The sequence below is a fragment of the Rhodococcus sp. BUPNP1 genome (genome assembly GCF_002215235.1).
Lineage (GTDB): Bacteria > Actinomycetota > Actinomycetes > Mycobacteriales > Mycobacteriaceae > Rhodococcus.
Genome location: NZ_NERM01000004.1, coordinates 102289 through 119534, shown reverse-complemented (window position 1 = coordinate 119534; position 17246 = coordinate 102289). Strand labels below are relative to the sequence as shown.

The 17246-nt window shown below is 68.5% G+C and carries 15 protein-coding genes and 3 tRNA genes; 6 read left to right on the top strand and 12 right to left on the bottom strand.

From position 1 onward, the window contains the following. Positions 1-29 precede the first annotated feature (29 nt). From B9C99_RS05475 to B9C99_RS05465, 3 genes are all read right to left on the bottom strand, one after another. Positions 30-1136 carry a D-alanine--D-alanine ligase family protein gene (locus tag B9C99_RS05475; RefSeq protein WP_172414872.1) on the bottom strand — a complete coding sequence of 369 codons (1107 nt, stop codon included), beginning with the start codon at positions 1134-1136 and terminating at the stop codon, positions 30-32. Between the two features lie 71 nt (positions 1137-1207). Continuing rightward, a complete protein-coding gene (locus B9C99_RS05470; protein ID WP_088897290.1) occupies positions 1208-2347 on the bottom strand; it encodes a cystathionine gamma-lyase in 1140 nt (379 codons plus the stop codon). Positions 2348-2352: 5 nt separating this feature from the next. After that, positions 2353-3351 (bottom strand): NAD(P)H-dependent glycerol-3-phosphate dehydrogenase, encoded by a 999-nt coding sequence (locus B9C99_RS05465; protein WP_088897192.1) that lies wholly within the window; start codon positions 3349-3351, stop codon positions 2353-2355. 240 nt (positions 3352-3591) lie between these two features. Between B9C99_RS05465 and cofC the strand changes: the two genes are divergently transcribed. The 3 genes from cofC to B9C99_RS05450 are packed head-to-tail and all read left to right on the top strand — an operon-like array spanning position 3592 to position 7455. Next, on the top strand, positions 3592-4293 hold the full coding sequence (gene cofC / locus B9C99_RS05460; protein WP_088897191.1) for a 2-phospho-L-lactate guanylyltransferase: 702 nt from the start codon (positions 3592-3594) through the stop codon (positions 4291-4293). A gap of 23 nt (positions 4294-4316) precedes the next feature. Further along, positions 4317-6485: an RNA degradosome polyphosphate kinase gene (locus B9C99_RS05455; protein WP_202399896.1), complete on the top strand. Its 2169-nt coding sequence runs from the start codon at positions 4317-4319 to the stop codon at positions 6483-6485. Positions 6486-6498: 13 nt separating this feature from the next. Continuing rightward, entirely contained in the window at positions 6499-7455 is a 957-nt protein-coding gene (locus B9C99_RS05450; RefSeq protein ID WP_026061542.1) for a bifunctional NUDIX hydrolase/histidine phosphatase family protein, read from the top strand. Between the two features lie 95 nt (positions 7456-7550). Here the strand turns inward: B9C99_RS05450 and B9C99_RS05445 are convergent, their stop codons facing one another. The 3 genes from B9C99_RS05445 to leuC form a co-directional block, all read right to left on the bottom strand. Beyond that, entirely contained in the window at positions 7551-8264 is a 714-nt protein-coding gene (locus tag B9C99_RS05445; protein WP_088897189.1) for an HU family DNA-binding protein, read from the bottom strand. A gap of 171 nt (positions 8265-8435) precedes the next feature. Then, the gene (gene leuD / locus B9C99_RS05440) at positions 8436-9032 is read right to left on the bottom strand and encodes a 3-isopropylmalate dehydratase small subunit (RefSeq protein ID WP_016935315.1); all 597 of its coding nucleotides are present in this window, start codon (positions 9030-9032) and stop codon (positions 8436-8438) included. 28 nt (positions 9033-9060) lie between these two features. After that, the gene (gene leuC, locus B9C99_RS05435; RefSeq protein ID WP_172414871.1) at positions 9061-10479 is read right to left on the bottom strand and encodes a 3-isopropylmalate dehydratase large subunit; all 1419 of its coding nucleotides are present in this window, start codon (positions 10477-10479) and stop codon (positions 9061-9063) included. A 125-nt stretch (positions 10480-10604) separates the two neighbouring features. On the opposite strand from leuC, the gene B9C99_RS05430 reads away from it, so the two are divergent. Together B9C99_RS05430 and B9C99_RS05425 are read left to right on the top strand one after the other, a co-directional pair. Continuing rightward, a complete protein-coding gene (locus B9C99_RS05430; RefSeq protein WP_026061810.1) occupies positions 10605-11306 on the top strand; it encodes an IclR family transcriptional regulator in 702 nt (233 codons plus the stop codon). Between the two features lie 68 nt (positions 11307-11374). Then, complete coding sequence (locus B9C99_RS05425) at positions 11375-11887, top strand: pyridoxamine 5'-phosphate oxidase family protein (protein WP_088897289.1); 513 nt, start codon at positions 11375-11377, stop codon at positions 11885-11887. Between the two features lie 53 nt (positions 11888-11940). Here the strand turns inward: B9C99_RS05425 and B9C99_RS05420 are convergent. From B9C99_RS05420 to B9C99_RS05400, 5 genes are all read right to left on the bottom strand, one after another. Further along, positions 11941-12013 (bottom strand) — tRNA-Glu (locus B9C99_RS05420). 83 nt (positions 12014-12096) lie between these two features. Then, positions 12097-12169, bottom strand: a tRNA-Glu gene (locus B9C99_RS05415). A gap of 86 nt (positions 12170-12255) precedes the next feature. After that, positions 12256-12327 (bottom strand) — tRNA-Gln (locus B9C99_RS05410). 205 nt (positions 12328-12532) lie between these two features. Further along, entirely contained in the window at positions 12533-14005 is a 1473-nt protein-coding gene (gene gltX, locus B9C99_RS05405; protein ID WP_088897187.1) for a glutamate--tRNA ligase, read from the bottom strand. Between the two features lie 66 nt (positions 14006-14071). Then, the gene (locus B9C99_RS05400) at positions 14072-14848 is read right to left on the bottom strand and encodes a fumarylacetoacetate hydrolase family protein (RefSeq protein WP_060651453.1); all 777 of its coding nucleotides are present in this window, start codon (positions 14846-14848) and stop codon (positions 14072-14074) included. 110 nt (positions 14849-14958) lie between these two features. On the opposite strand from B9C99_RS05400, the gene B9C99_RS05395 reads away from it, so the two are divergent. Beyond that, positions 14959-16155, top strand: coding sequence for an MFS transporter (locus tag B9C99_RS05395; protein ID WP_088897186.1), 1197 nt, complete (start codon positions 14959-14961; stop codon positions 16153-16155). Between the two features lie 76 nt (positions 16156-16231). Here the strand turns inward: B9C99_RS05395 and B9C99_RS05390 are convergent, their stop codons facing one another. Then, positions 16232-17242, bottom strand: a complete 1011-nt coding sequence (locus tag B9C99_RS05390) for a 3-isopropylmalate dehydrogenase (protein ID WP_026061914.1) — start codon at positions 17240-17242, stop codon at positions 16232-16234. Between the last annotated feature and the right edge of the window lie 4 nt (positions 17243-17246).

Below are 17246 nucleotides of genomic sequence, written 5' to 3'. Positions count from 1 at the left end.
CCTCGCGGAACCCGACAGGCCGTGTGCCGTCAGCGCAGGCCGGTCCCCCGTGCGAGCGCCGTCTCCACCAGGATCGACAGCAGCTCGGCGTACTCCACGCCGGTGGCCTCCCACATCCGCGGGTACATCGAGATCGACGTGAAACCGGGCATCGTGTTGATCTCGTTGATCACCGGTCCGTCCTCGGTGACGAAGAAGTCGACGCGGGACAGACCGTGGCAGTCGAGGGCGCGGAACGCCCGGACCGCGAGCTCGCGGATCCGGTCGGAGATCTCCTCGTCGAGCTTGGCCGGGACGTCGAACTCGCAGACGTCGTCGAGGTACTTCGTGTCGAAGTCGTAGAACGCCTCGTGGTCGCCGGAGGTGTCGGGCATGCGGATCTCGGCGACGACACTCGCGCGGACGTCGCCGTCCGGGAACTCGAGCACGCCGCACTCCACCTCGCGGCCGAGGATCGCGGACTCGACGATGACCTTGGGATCGTGCTGCCGGGCCTTCGCGACGGCGTCGTCGAAGGCGGCCCAGTCGGCCACGCGGCTGATGCCGATCGACGATCCGCCGCGGGCGGGCTTGACGAAGACGGGCAGGCCGAGGCGGTTCTTCTGCTCCTCGGTGAGGGTCGCGGTGCCGGGACGCAGGACGATCTGGAAGCCGACCGGCAGGCCTTCGGCCGCGAGCAGCTTCTTGGTGAACTCCTTGTCCATCCCGGCGGCGCTGGCGAGGACGCCGGGACCGACGTACGGGATGTCCGCGAGTTCGAGCAGACCCTGGATGGTGCCGTCCTCGCCGTAGGCGCCGTGCAGGACCGGGAACACCACGTCGACCGACGCGAGCACCCGGCCGTAGGAGGCCTCGTCGAGGGCGACGATGTCGCCGCCACGAGTGGGATCCGCGGTGAGCACGAGATCGGAGCCGTCACCGGCGACGACGGGCAGTTCGCGACCGGCCGCGGCGAGGCCGGCGGGGTCCGCGTCGCCGAGGACCCATGCGCCCTCGGGAGTGATGCCGATGGGCACGACCTCGTACTTCTCCGGATCCAGGTTGCGCAGGATGCTCCCCGCCGAGATGCAGGAGACGGAATGTTCGTTGCTGCGACCACCGAAGACGACGGCCACCCGGGTTCGGGGCGTACTCACGTGTCGAACCGTACCGGGTGGCGATCTCCGCGTGACGGGCGAGTCCTACACGGGTGGGACCGGACACCCTGCTATGTCCCCGCCGACTCCGTCTCCTTCAGCGCTGCGTCGAGATCGGCGAGCAGATCCGCGGTGTCCTCGATTCCGCACGACAACCGGACGAATCCCTCCGGCACCGCATCGCCCCAGCGTGCGCGGCGATCCGCTGTCGTATGGATGCCGCCGAAACTGGTGGCGGGGGCGACGAGCGCGGCCGCACGGACGAAGCGGTGCACTTCGTCGCGGCCGGGCAGCCGGAAGGTGACCAGGGGGCCGAAGCGGCTCATCTGGCCGGCCGCCACGGCGTGAGCGGGGTCGCCGGGGAGCCCGGGATAGCGGACGTCCGTGACGGCGGGATGCTCGAGCAACATCCCGGCGACGGCGAGTGCATTGGCGCACTGCCGTTCGAAGCGCAGTCCGGCGGTGCCGAGGCTGCGGTGCGCGAGCCAGGTCTCGAACGGTCCCAGCACGGTTCCCGACAGCAGTCGTTCCCGGTCGATCGCGGGCAGCAGGTCGGGATCGGCGACGGCGATGTATCCGAACAACAGATCGCTGTGTCCGCTGAGCGATTTCGTTCCGCTGGCCACCACGACGTCGGCGCCGAGGTCGAGCGGGAGCTGTCCGAGCGGGGTGGCGGTCGTGTTGTCGACAAGCAGCAATGCCCCGGTGCGACGGCACGATTGCGCGGTCTCACGCAGATCCACCGTGTCGAGACCGGGATTCGACGGCGTCTCGGCAAGGACCACCGCACCCCGGCCCGCACCGTCGAGGACCCGCTGCAGGGAGCCGTCCCCGAATTCGGCGACGGAGAGTTCGTGGACGTCGATGCCGTGCGGCGCGAGATATTCGGTGGCGAACTTGCGCACCTGGTAGTAGCCGTCGGAGGGGACGACGACCGTGCCACCCGGGGCCACGAGTGATCGCAGCGCGACCGTGATCGCCGACATGCCCGAGCCGACGACGCGGGCGGCCGAGGCGTGCTCGAGTTCCGCGAGCGCCGATTCGAGTGCGCGCCAGCCGGGATTCGAGGCCCGCGCATAGGTGTCGACATCGTCGCGTTCGCCCTCACCGAGCAGATACGGCGCGGCGAAGACCGGCCCCGCCTGCAGCGGGGAGCCCGGAACACCCTCGTGTGCAACCGCCTTCACACAGCGTGTCGAATCGCCCGTCATGCCGCTCATTCCGGCTTGATCCGGCGTCCGAGCAGCTGTCCGATCGCGTCCGGCACCGACATGCCTTCGTGGCACACGCGGTGCACGGCGTCGGTGAGCGGCATCTCGACGTCGTAGCTCGCCGCGAGGGCTCGGACCGAGGTGCACGACTTGACCCCTTCGGCCACCTGACCGTGGGTGGCCGCCTGCGCGCTCTCGAGCGACTCGCCGCGACCGAGGCGTTCGCCGAACGAACGGTTGCGGGACAACGGGGACGTGCACGTGGCGACGAGATCGCCGACCCCGGCGAGACCGGCGAGCGTGGCCGGCTTGGCACCGAGGGCGGTTCCGAGCCGGGTGATCTCGGCGAGACCGCGGGTGATGATGCTCGCGACGGTGTTCTCACCGAGGCCCACCCCGGCGGCCATGCCGCACGCGAGGGCGATGACGTTCTTGCAGGCGCCGCCGATCTCACAGCCGATCACGTCGGAGTTGGTGTACGGACGGAAGTACTTTGTGGCGCAGGACTTCTGGATCTCCATGGCGCGGGTGGAGTCGGGGCACGCGATGACGGTCGCGGCCGGTTGCCCCTCGGCGATCTCGCGAGCGAGGTTGGGGCCGGACAGCACGGCGATGCGATTCTGTTCGGCGCCGGTGACCTGACCGATCACCTGGCTCATGCGCATCAGGGTGCCGCTCTCGATTCCCTTGGCGAGACTGAGAAGTGTGACCTCCGGTCCGATATCCACCTTCCACGCCTCGAGATTGGCCCGCAGGGTCTGGCTCGGGACGGCGAGGACCACGAAATCGGCGCCCTCGACGGCCACCCGATGATCGGCCGTCGCCTTCAGCGAGTGCGGCAGTTCCACACCGGGCAGATAGTCGGAGTTCTCGTGTCGCTCCGCGATGCAGCGCGCCACCTCCTCGCGCCGTGCCCAGATCGTCACGTCCGTTCCGGCGTCGGCCAGCACCTTGGCGTACGCCGTCCCCCACGAACCCGCGCCCAGAACTGCTGCTGTGGTCACGCGATCCTCACTCTCGTCCGATGCCCGGCACTCGCGGTCGCGATCGGCCCGGAGCGGGCGGTCGCGACCGGTTCGGTCCGGGCGGTCACCACCCACGGTCGCACCCAGTATCGCGCAGGCGCCACCGACACCGCGCCGGGTCGGAGGACGGACCGCATACGACGGCGGTCACAGCGGGCGGTCGTGCGGTTCGTCACCTCGCGCGATCGTGCGATCGATCGCTGATGGCACAATCGGGCAATGCCCGCGACGCACGTGCTCGTTCCCGTCAAGGCCCTCGGCCTGGCGAAGTCGCGGCTCTCGCACGTCCTCGACCCGGCGGCGCGGGAATCACTGGTGCTCGCGATGCTGCAGGACACCGCGACGGCGGCGCTGTCCGCCGGAGACGTGACGGTCACCGTCGTCACCGCCGACGAGCGGGTCGCGGCCGCGGCGCTGGACTGCGGCGCGGACGTCCTCCCCGATCCGGTCGGTCCCGACTCCCCCGACCCATTGAACTCCGCACTGCTCGCAGCGGCCCGCCGGGCGCGGGAGCATGCACCCGGCGCCGAACTCGTGGCACTGCAGGCCGACCTGCCCTCCCTGCGGCCCGAGGAATTCGCGCTCGCACGCGAGACTGCGCGGCGGACGGGAACGGCCGTGGTCGTCGACCACACGGCGAGCGGTACGACGGCGTTGCTGCACTGCGTGAGCGGCACCCTGCCGCCCCTGTCGTTCGGACCGGGATCGGCCGGTCGCCACATCGATGCCGGCGCGTATCCGGTACCTGACGCGCTCCCCGGACTGCGACTCGATGTGGACACACCGGACGATCTCGCCGCCGCACTGCGACTCGGCGTCGGACCGGCCACCGCGGCCGTGCTCGACACGGTCGAGTTCCCGCTGCGCCACCGGTGCGACAGCGCTGCAGGGAGCCGTCGCTCTGCCACAATGAACTGGTGACCAACGGCGATTCCCCCGATCCCATGAGTTCCGAGCACGCGGCACCGTCCGGCGTCGCCCGACCTGCCGGTCGCGTGGCGACCGCCACCAGCGCGCCTCCGGCCGCGACGGGACTGCAGTCGAGGACCGATCACGACAACACGCTTCCCGTCGACCGCTACCTCAATCGCGAACAGAGCTGGCTCGATTTCAACGCCCGCGTTCTCGCGCTCGCGGAGGACACCTCGCAGCCGTTGCTCGAACGCGCCAAGTTCCTCGCGATCTTCGCGTCGAATCTCGACGAGTTCTACATGGTGCGGGTCGCCGGGCTGAAACGTCGCGCCGAGACGGGATTGTCGGTCCGGTCCGCGGACGGACTGACCCCGCGTGCCCAGCTCGCGCTCATCGCGTCGAGCACGCGCGAACTCGCCGGTCGCCAGGCGCAGGTCTTCCTCGACTCGGTCATGCCGGCCCTGGCGGACGAAGGCATCTCGATCATCCGATGGGCGGATCTGACGGAGGACGAACGCCGACGACTGACACAGTATTTCGCCGACCAGGTCTTCCCGGTCCTGACGCCGCTCGCGGTCGATCCCGCACACCCCTTCCCCTACATCAGCGGCCTGTCCCTCAACCTCGCTGTCACGGTCAAGGATTCGCAGTCGTCCGGTGAGCACTTCGCGCGCGTGAAGGTGCCCGACAACGTCGAACGGTTCGTCCGGGTCGATCGCGCGGGTTCGTCGCACGGACTGCCGGCCTTCCTCCCGCTCGAGGAACTGATCGCCGCCCACCTCGACGTGTTGTTCCCGGGCATGGAGATCGTCGAGCACCACGCCTTCCGCGTCACCCGCAACGCCGACTTCGAGGTCGAGGAGGACCGCGACGAGGATCTCCTCCAGGCCCTCGAACGCGAACTCGCCCGGCGGCGCTTCGGTTCTCCCGTGCGGCTCGAGGTGTCGGACGACATGACCGAGCACATGCTCGACCTGCTGTTGCGCGAACTCGACGTCGACCGGGTCGACGTCGTCCAGTTGCCCGGCCTGCTCGATCTGTCGTCGCTGTGGCAGGTGCACGCCGTCGACCGTCCGGATCTGAAGGACGCCCCGTTCGTGCCGGCGACCCATCCCGCCTTCGGCGAGCGCGAGACACCGAAGAGCGTGTTCTCCACTCTGCGCGAGGGCGACATCCTCGTCCACCATCCGTACGACTCGTTCTCGACGAGCGTGCAACGGTTCATCGAGCAGGCCGCCGCCGACAGTCAGGTCCTCGCCATCAAGCAGACGCTGTACCGGACGTCGGGCGACTCCCCCATCGTCAACGCTCTGATTGCTGCTGCCGAAGCGGGCAAGCAGGTCGTCGCGCTCGTGGAGATCAAGGCGCGCTTCGACGAGCAGGCCAACATCAAGTGGGCACGCAAACTCGAACAGGCCGGTGTCCACGTCGTATACGGACTCGTGGGTCTCAAGACGCACTGCAAGACCTGTCTGGTCGTGCGGCGCGAGGGTTCGACGATCCGGCGCTACTGCCACATCGGCACCGGAAACTACAACCCGAAGACCGCTCGTCTCTACGAGGACGTCGGCCTGCTCACGTCGTCGCCCGAGATCGGCGCCGACCTCACCGACCTGTTCAACACCCTCACCGGGTACTCCCGGAAGGCGCAGTACCGCAATCTGCTCGTCGCGCCGCACGGAGTCCGCAAGGGCATCATCGAACGCGTCGAGCGTGAGATCGAGCACCACGAGGCCGGTCGCCCCAGCGGGATCCGGCTCAAGGCCAACGCCCTCGTCGACGAGCAGGTGATCGACGCGCTCTACCGCGCGTCGCGGGCGGGGGTGCGCACCGAGGTGGTCGTGCGCGGGATCTGCGCCCTCAAACCCGGCGTGCCCGGGCTGAGCGAGAACATCACGGTGCGCTCGATTCTGGGGCGGTTCCTCGAACACTCGCGGCTGTTCCATTTCCGGGGCAGCGACGAGTACTGGATCGGCAGCGCCGACATGATGCACCGGAACCTCGACCGTCGCGTCGAGGTGATGGTGCAGGTGAAGAACACCCGGCTCGCAGCGCAGTTGGACCGCATCTTCGATTCCGCGCTCGACCCGGTCACCCGCTGCTGGACGCTCGAGGGCGACGGCACGTGGACGGCGTCCCCCGAGCCGGGAACCGCTGCCCGCGACCACCAGGTCGAACTCATGCGTAGCCGCGCGTCCTGAGGTGGAGGGAACGTTGACCGAATCACGCGACAAGCCCGTGAAGGCCAACATCTTCGCGGCGGGCGCCGTCCTGTGGCGCCCTGCGGCCGACGACGCTCCGCACGATGCGCAGGTCGCGCTCGTGCATCGTCCGCGCTACGACGACTGGTCCTTTCCGAAGGGCAAACTCGACCCGGGTGAGACGGCGGTGGTCGCCGCGGTGCGGGAGATCGAGGAGGAGACCGGATTCCGCGCCGCGCTCGGCAGCAGTCTCGGGAAGGTCGTCTACCCCGTTCCGGGTCACCGCAAACTCAAGCGGGTGGACTACTGGGCCGCGCGGTGCCTCGACGGGCAGTTCGCGCCCAACGACGAAGTGGACGAATTGCGTTGGGTGTCCCCCGAAGAGGCATTCGACCTGTTGTCCTATCCGATGGACCGCAGTGTCCTCCGCCGCTTCCGCCGGGTGCCGCTGGACACGACCACGGCGCTGATCGTGCGGCACGCCAAGGCGGGTAGTCGGAAGAAGTACAAGGGCGACGACCGTTACCGGCCCCTCGATGCGTCCGGACGGGCGCAGGCGGAGGCTCTCGTTCCGCAGTTGACGGCGTTCGGCGGCGACAGTGTGGTGTCCGCCGACCGCACGCGGTGCATCGCGACGGTCGAGCCCTTCGCCTCCCGGCACGGGCTCGAGATCGCGATCGAGCCGTCGCTGTCGGAGGAGGAGTACCGGGCCGATCCGGACCGCGGCCGCAAGCGGGCGCTGGAGATCGCGTCGGGTCCCGGCACTCCCGTGATCTCCAGTCAGGGCAAGGTGATCCCGCCGCTGCTGGAATGGTGGGCCGAGCGCGACGGTCTCGTGCTGCCTCCGGCGCGGAACCGGAAGGCGAGCATGTGGGTGTTGTCGCTGCGCGGCGATCGCCTCATCGCGGCCGACCACATCGACAGCCCTCTTCCCACGGGCCGTCCGCCGGCGGACGACGAGAGCATCTGACCCGAGTACGCACGACGGCGGCCACCGGATGTCCGGTGGCCGCCGTCGTCTCACCTGTGCGGCTCGCACGTGGCGAGCCGCATCGCGGGTGGGTGTTACTTCTTGGTGCTCTTGCGGGCCGTGGTCTTCTTGGCCGGGCTCTTCTTCGCCGCGGTGGTCTTCTTCGCCGCGGTCGACTTGGTGGCGGTGGTCTTCTTCGCCGGAGTCGACTTGGCCGCCGTGGTCTTCTTGGCCGCGGTGGTCTTCTTCGCCGCGGTCGACTTGGTGGCGGTGGTCTTCTTCGCCGGAGTCGACTTGGCCGCCGTGGTCTTCTTGGCTGCCGTGGTCTTCTTCGCCGGAGTCGACTTGGTCGCCGTGGTCTTCTTCGCCGCCGTGGTCTTCTTCGCTGCGGTGGTCTTCTTCGCCGCGGTCGACTTGGTCGCTGTGGTCTTCTTCGCCGCAGTCTTCTTGGCCGCCTTCTTCGCTGCCGCGGTCTTCTTGGCCGCTGCGGCTGCACCGCGCTTCACGGCCGGACCCGAAGCCGGAAGCTTCTGGGTGCCCGCGATGATGTTCTTGAAGGACTGGCCGGGACGGAAGGCCGGCACCGAGGTCGGCTTGACCTTGACCGTCTCACCCGTGCGCGGGTTCCGCGCGACACGAGCGGCCCGGCGACGCTTCTCGAAGACACCGAATCCGGTGATGGTGACGCTCTTACCGTCGTGCACGGCGCGAACGATCGCGTCCACGATGTGCTCGACGGCCGCGGTGGCGGTGCGCCTGTCCGAACCGAGTTTCTCGGTCAGAACGTCGATCAGTTCTGCCTTGTTCATTGATTTCCTCCGCACATACACGGTCCACCGTCAGACCGACTCCAGTCCACGGTAGACCCGCAAACGGGCAAGAGTCTATGTGCCACGCGGATTCTCATGCAAATAACCTCCGGGCCCGGCCCGACGGGAGCGTCGGACCGGGCCCGGAGAAGGCGCGTTCGAGGGGTGTTTTCAGGGCGCCGGAAGGGTACTCGGTTTCCATGACGGCCTTGACTTTTCGTACTCGGAAATCGCGTCTACCTGGCGCAATGTCAATCCGATGTCGTCGAGACCCTCCAGAAGACGCCACCTCGTGTAGTCGTCAATGGTGAACGGCACCACGGTGGTTCCGGCGGTCACCGTCCGGTTCTCGAGATCCACTTCCAGTTCGAGTCCGGGCTGCTGCTCGATGAGCTTCCACAGCAGTTCGACGTCGTCCTGCGAGACCTGAGCGGCGAGCAGACCGGCCTTTCCGGCGTTGCCGCGGAAGATGTCGGCGAAACGGGACGAGATCACGACCCGGAATCCGTAATCCGACAACGCCCACACGGCGTGCTCACGCGAGGAGCCGGTGCCGAAATCCGGTCCGGCGACGAGAACGCTGCCGCGGTCGAAGGGCGGAGTGTTGAGGACGAAGGACGGGTCGTTGCGCCATGCGGCGAACAGACCGTCCTCGAATCCCGTACGGGTGACGCGCTTCAGGTACACGGCCGGGATGATCTGGTCCGTGTCGACATTGGAGCGGCGCAGCGGGACGCCGATGCCCTTGTGAGTGGTGAAGGCTTCCATCGAAAATTCTCCTCGTCGGTCCTGTGGTCTAGTCCAGATCCGCCGGTGCGGAAAGCGTTCCCCGCACCGCGGTTGCGGCGGCCACGGCCGGCGAGACGAGATGCGTCCGTCCGCCCTTGCCCTGCCGTCCTTCGAAATTCCGGTTGGAGGTCGACGCGGAGCGTTCGCCCGGCGCCAACTGGTCGGGGTTCATGCCCAGGCACATCGAGCACCCGGCCTGACGCCACTCGGCGCCTGCGGCGGTGAAGATCTCGCCGAGACCCTCGTCCTCCGCCTGCGCGCGCACCCGCATCGAACCCGGCACGACGAGCATCCGGACGCCGTCGGCGACCTTGCGGCCCTTCAGGACATCCGCCACGGCGCGCAGATCCTCGATGCGGCCGTTGGTGCACGAGCCGACGAAGACGGTGTCGATCTTCACATCGCGCAGCGGCATGCCCGGTTCGAGATCCATGTAGCGCAACGCCTTCTCCGCTGCAGACCGCTCGGTTTCGTCGGCGATCTCCGCGGGTACCGGAACCCTGGCCCCGAGCGGAGCGCCCTGGCCCGGGTTGGTGCCCCACGTGACGAAGGGCGTCAGAGCGCTGCCGTCGATGTGGACCTCGGCGTCGAAAACCGCGTCGTCGTCGGTCTTCAGCTGCTCCCAGGCCTCCACGGCGGCGTCCCAGTCGGCGCCCTTCGGGGCGTGCGGGCGACCCTCGATGAACTCGTAGGTGGTCTCGTCGGGGGCGATCATGCCGGCGCGGGCGCCCGCCTCGATCGACATGTTGCAGATGGTCATCCGCGCTTCCATCGACAGCGCGCGGATCGCCTCCCCGCGGTATTCGAGGACGTAGCCCTGTCCGCCGCCGGTGCCGATCTTCGCGATGATGGCGAGGATGAGGTCCTTGCTCGTCACTCCCGGCGCGAGAGTGCCGTCGACGTTGATGGCCATCGTCTTGAAGGGCCGCAGCGACAACGTCTGCGTCGCCATGACGTGTTCGACCTCACTGGTACCGATGCCCATCGCCAGCGCACCGAAGGCGCCGTGGGTGGAGGTGTGGCTGTCGCCGCACACCACCGTCATGCCGGGCTGCGTGAGACCGAGCTGCGGGCCGACCACGTGGACGATGCCCTGATCGAGATCGCCCATGGGGTGCAGACGGACACCGAACTCCTCGCAGTTGCGGCGCAGGGTCTCGACCTGCGTGCGCGAGACCGGGTCGGCGATCGGCTTGTCGATGTCCACCGTGGGGACGTTGTGGTCCTCGGTGGCGATCGTGAGATCGGGACGCCGCAGCCGGCGTCCGGCCAGCCGCAGACCGTCGAAGGCCTGCGGGCTGGTCACCTCGTGTACGAGATGCAGGTCGATGTAGATCAGGTCCGGCTGTCGCGCCGATCCCTGTCCTTCACCGCGCACGACCACGTGCTGGTCCCACACCTTTTCCGCCAGAGTCTTTCCAGCCATCTTCTCCACCTTGTCGTACGTGACGAACGCGGGATCCCGGGGGCTGTCCGGCCGCGTATGGCGTCGTCCCCACCGTTCTCGGCATGCGATATGCTTCCCATTATGCGAGACGGAGGTATCGACCTATGAGACAGCATAGCGGGATCGGAGTGCTGGACAAAGCGATGACAGTCCTCCATGCGGTTGCCGAACAGCCGTGCAACCTCAACGAGTTGTGCGCGCGGACCGGCCTGCCCCGCGCCACGGCGCACCGTCTCGCCGTGGGCCTCGAGGTCCACCGTCTCCTCATGCGCGACAGCGACGGACAGTGGCGTCCCGGCCCCGGTCTGGCCGAATTGTCCGCGGGCGCAGGCGACACCCTCGTCGAGGCCGCCTCGCTCGTCCTCCCCCGCCTGCGCGAAATCACCGGCGAGAGCGTGCAGTTGTACCGCCGCGAGGGCACCCAGCGGGTCTGCGTCGCGGCTCTCGAACCGCCGACCGGTCTGCGCGATACCGTCCTCGTCGGCGCGCGCCTTCCGATGACGGCCGGCTCCGGCGCGAAAGTTCTGCTCGCGTGGGCCGATACGGCGACCCAGCGCGCCATCCTTCCCGACGCCGCCTTCGGTGAACGCGTGCTCGTCGAGGTCCGCCGCCGCGGCTGGGCGCAGAGCGCCGCCGAACGCGAACCCGGTGTGGCGTCGGTCGCCGCACCCGTGCGCGACAGCACCGGTGCCGTGATCGCCGCCATCTCCGTATCGGGTCCCATCGACCGCATGGGCCGCCGACCGGGCGCCCGCTGGGCCGCCGACCTCCTCGCCGCCGCAGAAGCGCTCCAGAAGCGTCTCTGAGCCGACTGCACGCAGGGCGGCGGGAGGAACACAGCGGCGCGGTCCCACGCTGTGCCAGAGTGCTTCGCATGGGAACCAACCGCCGCGCAGACATCACGATGACGGACTCGGAAATCGACGAGTTCCTCCGCCGCAGCCGGGTCGCGAACCTGGCGACCCTCGGACCGACGGGCACCCCGCATCTCGTCGCCATGTGGTACGCCGTGCTCGACGGGGAGATCTGGTTCGAGACGAAAGCGAAATCACAGAAGGTCGTCAACCTCCGGCGCGACGATCGCGTGACCGTCCTCGTCGAGGCCGGCGACACCTACGACCAGTTGCGGGGCGTCTCGATCGAGGGGCGCGCGGAGATCCTGGACGACCACGACCGCCTGTTCGAGGTCTGCCGAGACGTGTGGGAGCGGTACACCGCCCCGTACACCGACGAGGCGCTCCCTGCGGTGGAGCAGATGATGCACAAGCGGGTGGCCGTCCGCGTGGTGCCCGTCCGGGTGCGTTCGTGGGATCACCGCAAGCTCGGGATGCCCGCCATGGAGATCGGCGGCACGACGGCCGCCTACCTTCCGTCCGCCGCGCACTGACCGCACATACGCGAAAGGCGCTCCGATCGAGGATCGGAGCGCCTTCGTTGTTGTACCCCCGATGGGATTCGAACCCACGCTACCGCCGTGAGAGGGCGGCGTCCTAGGCCGCTAGACGACGGGGGCCTGGAACTTTCCGAGGAATCGACGAGTCGATGCCTCCGAGAGAAGAACACCCACCGACCCGGAGATCGATGGGTAGTCCGTTGTACCCCCGATGGGATTCGAACCCACGCTACCGCCGTGAGAGGGCGGCGTCCTAGGCCGCTAGACGACGGGGGCCTATGGAACTTCTTCTCTTCGCTTCCCGAAGGAAGCTCAGCCAGCATAGCTGGCTGAGACGTTGCGGGCAAACCGCCGCGTCTCAGCTGGGGTACCAGGACTCGAACCTAGAATGGCTGAACCAGAATCAGCTGTGTTGCCAATTACACCATACCCCAATGGTTTGTTCCTTCGGCCTGCCCTGCGGGCGTTGTGGCCTCCGTTCCGAACCGAGAAGAAGATTAGCACCAACCCCGCCACCAACTACAAATCGGCTGGTCAGAAGCATGAAATCGAGTTCGGGACGAGCTCGGCGGGTCTGAAATCGAGCTCGGCCCGTCACCGGCGGATGCCGACGACGGGCCGAGAGCGACCGGCGAAGGGTCAGGCGATACGCGCCCGCCCGGCACGCAGTCGCGCGAGGGTGCGCTCACGGCCGAGCAGTTCCATCGACTCGTAGAGCGGCGGGCTGATGTGCGAGCCCGTCACCGCGACCCGCACGGGAGCGAAGGCCTTCCTCGGCTTGAGTTCGAGCCCCTCGATCAGCGCGCTCTTGAGCGCCTCCTCGATCGACGGCGTGGTCCACTCGTCCAGGCCCTCGAGGACGGCGACGGACGCGTCGAGCACGGGCGCGGCATCCTCCTTGAGGTTCTTCGCCGCGGACGCCTCGTCGAGCGTGAAGTCGGCATCATCGACGAACAGGAACTTCAGCAGATCCCACGCGTCCCCGAGGACGACGATGCGGGTCTGCACGAGGTCGGCGGCCGTCCGGAAGAGCGCCTCGTCGACGTCGTCCCCGATCCGGCCGTGCTCGACGAGGTACGCCTTCAGCCGGGTCGCGAACTCGGCCGGCTCGAGCAGGCGGATGTGCTCGGCGTTGATGGCGTCGGCCTTCTTCTGGTCGAACCGGGCCGGGTTCGAGTTGACCTTGGAGATCTCGAAGGCCGAGACCATCTCGTCGAGGGAGAACACGTCGCGGTCGTCGGCGAGACCCCAGCCGAGCAGGGCAAGATAGTTGAGCAGGCCCTCGGGGATGAACCCTCGATCGCGGTGCAGGAAGAGGTTCGACTCCGGGTCGCGCTTGGAGAGCTTCTTGTTGCCCTGTCCCATCACGAACGGCAGGTGGCCGAACTCGGGCGTGAAATCGGTGACGCCGATGCGCTGCAGCGCCGCATACAGCGCGAGCTGACGCGGGGTCGACGACAGCAGGTCCTCACCGCGCAGGACGTGTGTGATCTTCATCAACGCGTCGTCGACGGGATTGACGAGCGTGTAGAGCGGGATGCCGTTGCCGCGGGTGAGCGCGAAGTCGGGCACCGAGCCCGCCTTGAAGGTGGTCTCGCCGCGGACGAGGTCGTTCCAGGTGAGGTCCTCGTCGGGCATGCGCAGTCGCACGACCGGCTTGCGGCCCTCGTCGAGGAAGGCCTGCCGCTGCTCCGGAGTGAGGTCGCGGTCGAAGTTGTCGTAGCCGAGCTTCGGGTCGCGACCGGCGGCCTTGTGGCGCTCCTCGACCTCCTCCGGCGTCGAGAACGACTCGTAGGCCTCACCGGCGTCGACGAGCTTCTGCACGACCTCGAGGTGCAGGTCGCGTCGCTGCGACTGCCGGTACGGCTCGTACGGTCCGCCGACCTCCGGACCCTCGTCCCATTCGAGACCCAGCCACCGGAGGGCGTCGAGGATCGCCTGGTACGACTCCTCGGTGTCGCGTGCGGCGTCGGTGTCTTCGATGCGGAACACGAAGGTGCCGCCGTGATGACGCGCGAAAGCCCAGTTGAACAGGGCGGTGCGCACCAGACCCACGTGCGGGGTTCCGGTCGGTGACGGGCAGAAACGTACGCGTACTTCGCTGGTGGTCATGACTCGCTCAGGGTTGAGGATCGACGGGAGACCATCCCAGGCTATCCGCCCCGCTGCGAGCTCCGGTCAGGATCCCTTGGCGACGACGGGGTTCGTGAGCGTTCCGATGCCCTCGACGGTGATCGAGACGGTGTTGCCCGGCTCGATCGGCCCGACACCCTCGGGGGTGCCGGTGAGGATGATGTCGCCCGGCAGCAGCGTCATGACACCGGAGATCCACTCGACGAGCTTCGGGATGTCGTGCACCATCTTCGAGGTGCGGCTGCGCTGACGGGTCTGTCCGTCGACCTCCGCCGAGATCTCGAGATCGGAAGCGTCGATGTCGGTTTCGATCCACGGTCCGAGCGGGCAGAAGGTGTCGTGGCCCTTGGCCCGTCCCCACTGACCGTCCTTGCGCTGGTGGTCGCGCGCGGACACGTCGTTGGCGATCGTGTAGCCGAGGATCGCCTCCCGGGCCTTCGCGGCGGGGACGTCCTTGCAGGGGCGTCCGATGACCACGGCGAGTTCGGCCTCGTGGTGGACGAGCGAGGTGGTGGGCGGAATCACGATGGGAGCGCCCGGGCCCACGATCGACGTATTGGGCTTGAGGAAGATCATCGGCTCGTCGGGGACCTCGTTGCCCGACTCGGCGGCGTGGGCGGCGTAGTTGCGGCCCACCGCGATCACCTTGGTGGCGAGGATCGGAGCGAGAATCCGCACGTCGGCGAGGGGCCAGCTGCGACCTGTGAAGGTGGGGTTCCCGAAGGGATGCTCGGCGATCTCCTTCGCCGTCGCGGACTCCCCCTCCCCTTCGATGCTCACGAACGCGACACCATCCGGGCTGGCAATTCGACCAAGGCGCATGTCCGGAGTCTAACGGTGCGCGCTCACTGCGATCGACGCCCGGGTGCCGCGGGTATAGAGTCCGACTGGGATTTCACATAACGGTACGACTTTCTCAGATAGTGGGACTCATGGACACTCCGGACATCGGTCGGCGTCGATGGTTGATCCTGGCCCTCGGCGTCGTCGCACAGGCCTCCCAGGCCACCGTCATCAACGGCATCGCCTTCCTCATCCCGACGCTGAACCAGGAGGGCGGTTTCACCCTCGCCCAGGCCGGAACCCTCGCCGGCGCACCGATCCTCGGCGGCGTGTTCACGCTCGTCGTGTGGGGCGCGATCGCCGACCGGTTCGGCGAACGTCTCGCGCTGGCTGCCGGGCTCGGAATCGCGGCCGTCGCGATGGGGCTCGCGAGCGCGACCACCTCGCTGGACCTGTCCCCCACCGCCTCCGCCGCACTGCTCGGCCTGTTGCTGATGTGTGCGGGAGCCGGCGCCGTGAGCGCCAACTCGGCGAGCGGACGCGTGGTGGTCGGATGGTTCCCGCCGCACCAGCGCGGCCTCGCGATGGGCATCCGGCAGATGTCGGTGCCGCTGGGTGTCGCCGCGGGCGCACTCGTCATCCCGACGCTCGCGGGCGACCACGGGATCGCCTGGGCACTCGCGTTTCCCATGCTCGCGTGCGGGCTGGCAGCGGTCGCCTGCGCGGTCGGGGTGGTGGATCCGCCGCGACCCGGACGGGCGGAGGCCGAGCGCGCGGGCGTGCTCGGCAATCCCTACCGGAGTTCGATGTCGCTCACGCGGATCCATCTCGCGTCGATCCTGCTCGTGGTGCCGCAGTACGTCGTGTGGACCTACGCCCTGGTGTGGCTCATCGCCGACCGCGGCTGGGACGAGGTCGGTGCCGGTCTCGTCATCACCGCCGCCCAGATCCTCGGCGCCCTCGGACGTGTCGTCACCGGGGCCTGGTCCGATCGGGTGGGCAGCCGGCTGGGACCGATGCGCGTCGTCGCCGTATCTGTCGTCGTCTCGATGGTCGCGCTGTCCGTCACCGCGTGGACGGATTCGACGATCGCGGTGGGTGTTCTGCTCGTCGCGTCGATCCTGACCTCGGCGCCGAACGGGTTGGCGTTCACCGCCGTCGCGGAGATCGCGGGCCCGTTCTGGGGTGGTCGCGCACTCGGCATCCAGAACACCGGGCAGTTCGTGTTCGCCGCGGCCGTCGGACCGGTCTTCGGCGGGCTCATCGCCGCGGTCGGATTCCCCGCGGCCTTCGCCCTGGCCGCGATCGCTCCCGCCGCGGCGGTCCCGGTGGTGCCGAAGGACTGATACGCGAAACGCGCGTGGCGCCGGACGGGACGTACCCGCCGGCGCCACGCGCGTTCTGCGCCGAAGAACTCCGTGCTCAGAGAGAAGCAGCGATCCGATCGCCGATCTCGGTGGTCACGATCGGACCGGTGCCACGGTTGGCGAGGTCGGCCTCGACGGCCCGCTCGACGCGTGCAGCGTCCTCCTCGCGCCCGAGATGGCGCAGCAACAGGGCGGTGGACAGGATCGCCGCGGTGGGGTCGGCGATGCCCTTGCCGGCGATGTCCGGCGCCGAGCCGTGGACGGGCTCGAACATCGACGGGTTGGTGCCCGAGGCGTCGATGTTGCCGCTCGCCGCCAGGCCGATACCACCGGTCACGGCGCCGGCGAGGTCGGTGATGATGTCGCCGAACAGGTTGTCGGTGACGATGACGTCGAAGCGCGACGGGTCGTCGACCATGTAGATGGTCGCGGCGTCGATGTGGCAGTAGGCCGTGGTGACCTCGGGGAACTCCTTGCCCACGGTCTCGACGGCGCGGGTCCAGATGGCGCCGGCGTTCGATAGCACGTTCGTCTTGTGGATGAGCGTGACGTGCTTGCGGCGGGTCTGCGCGAGCTCGAAGGCGTAGCGGACCACGCGCTCGGCGCCGAACCAGGTGTTCACCGAGACCTCGGTGGCGATCTCGTGCGGGGTGCCGACGCGGATCGCTCCCCCGTTGCCGGTGTACGGGCCCTCGGTGCCCTCGCGGACGACGACGAAGTCGATGTCGTGGTCGGCGGCGAGCGGCGACTTCGCGCCCGGGTACAGGCGCGACGGACGCAGGTTGACGTGGTGGTCGAGCGCGAACCGCATGTTCAGGAGGAGACCGCGTTCGAGGACGCCGGGCGTGACCGACGGATCGCCGATGGCGCCGAGGAGGATCGCGTCGTGCTCGCGGATCGCGGCGAGATCGGCATCGGGCAGGAGTTCGCCGGTCGCGTTGTACCGGCGGGCCCCGAGGTCGTACTCGGTCGTCTCGAGATCCGGGACGAGGGCACGGAGCACCTTGAGCGCTTCCGCCGTGACCTCGACACCGATGCCGTCACCGGGGATGACCGCAAGTTTCATGAGC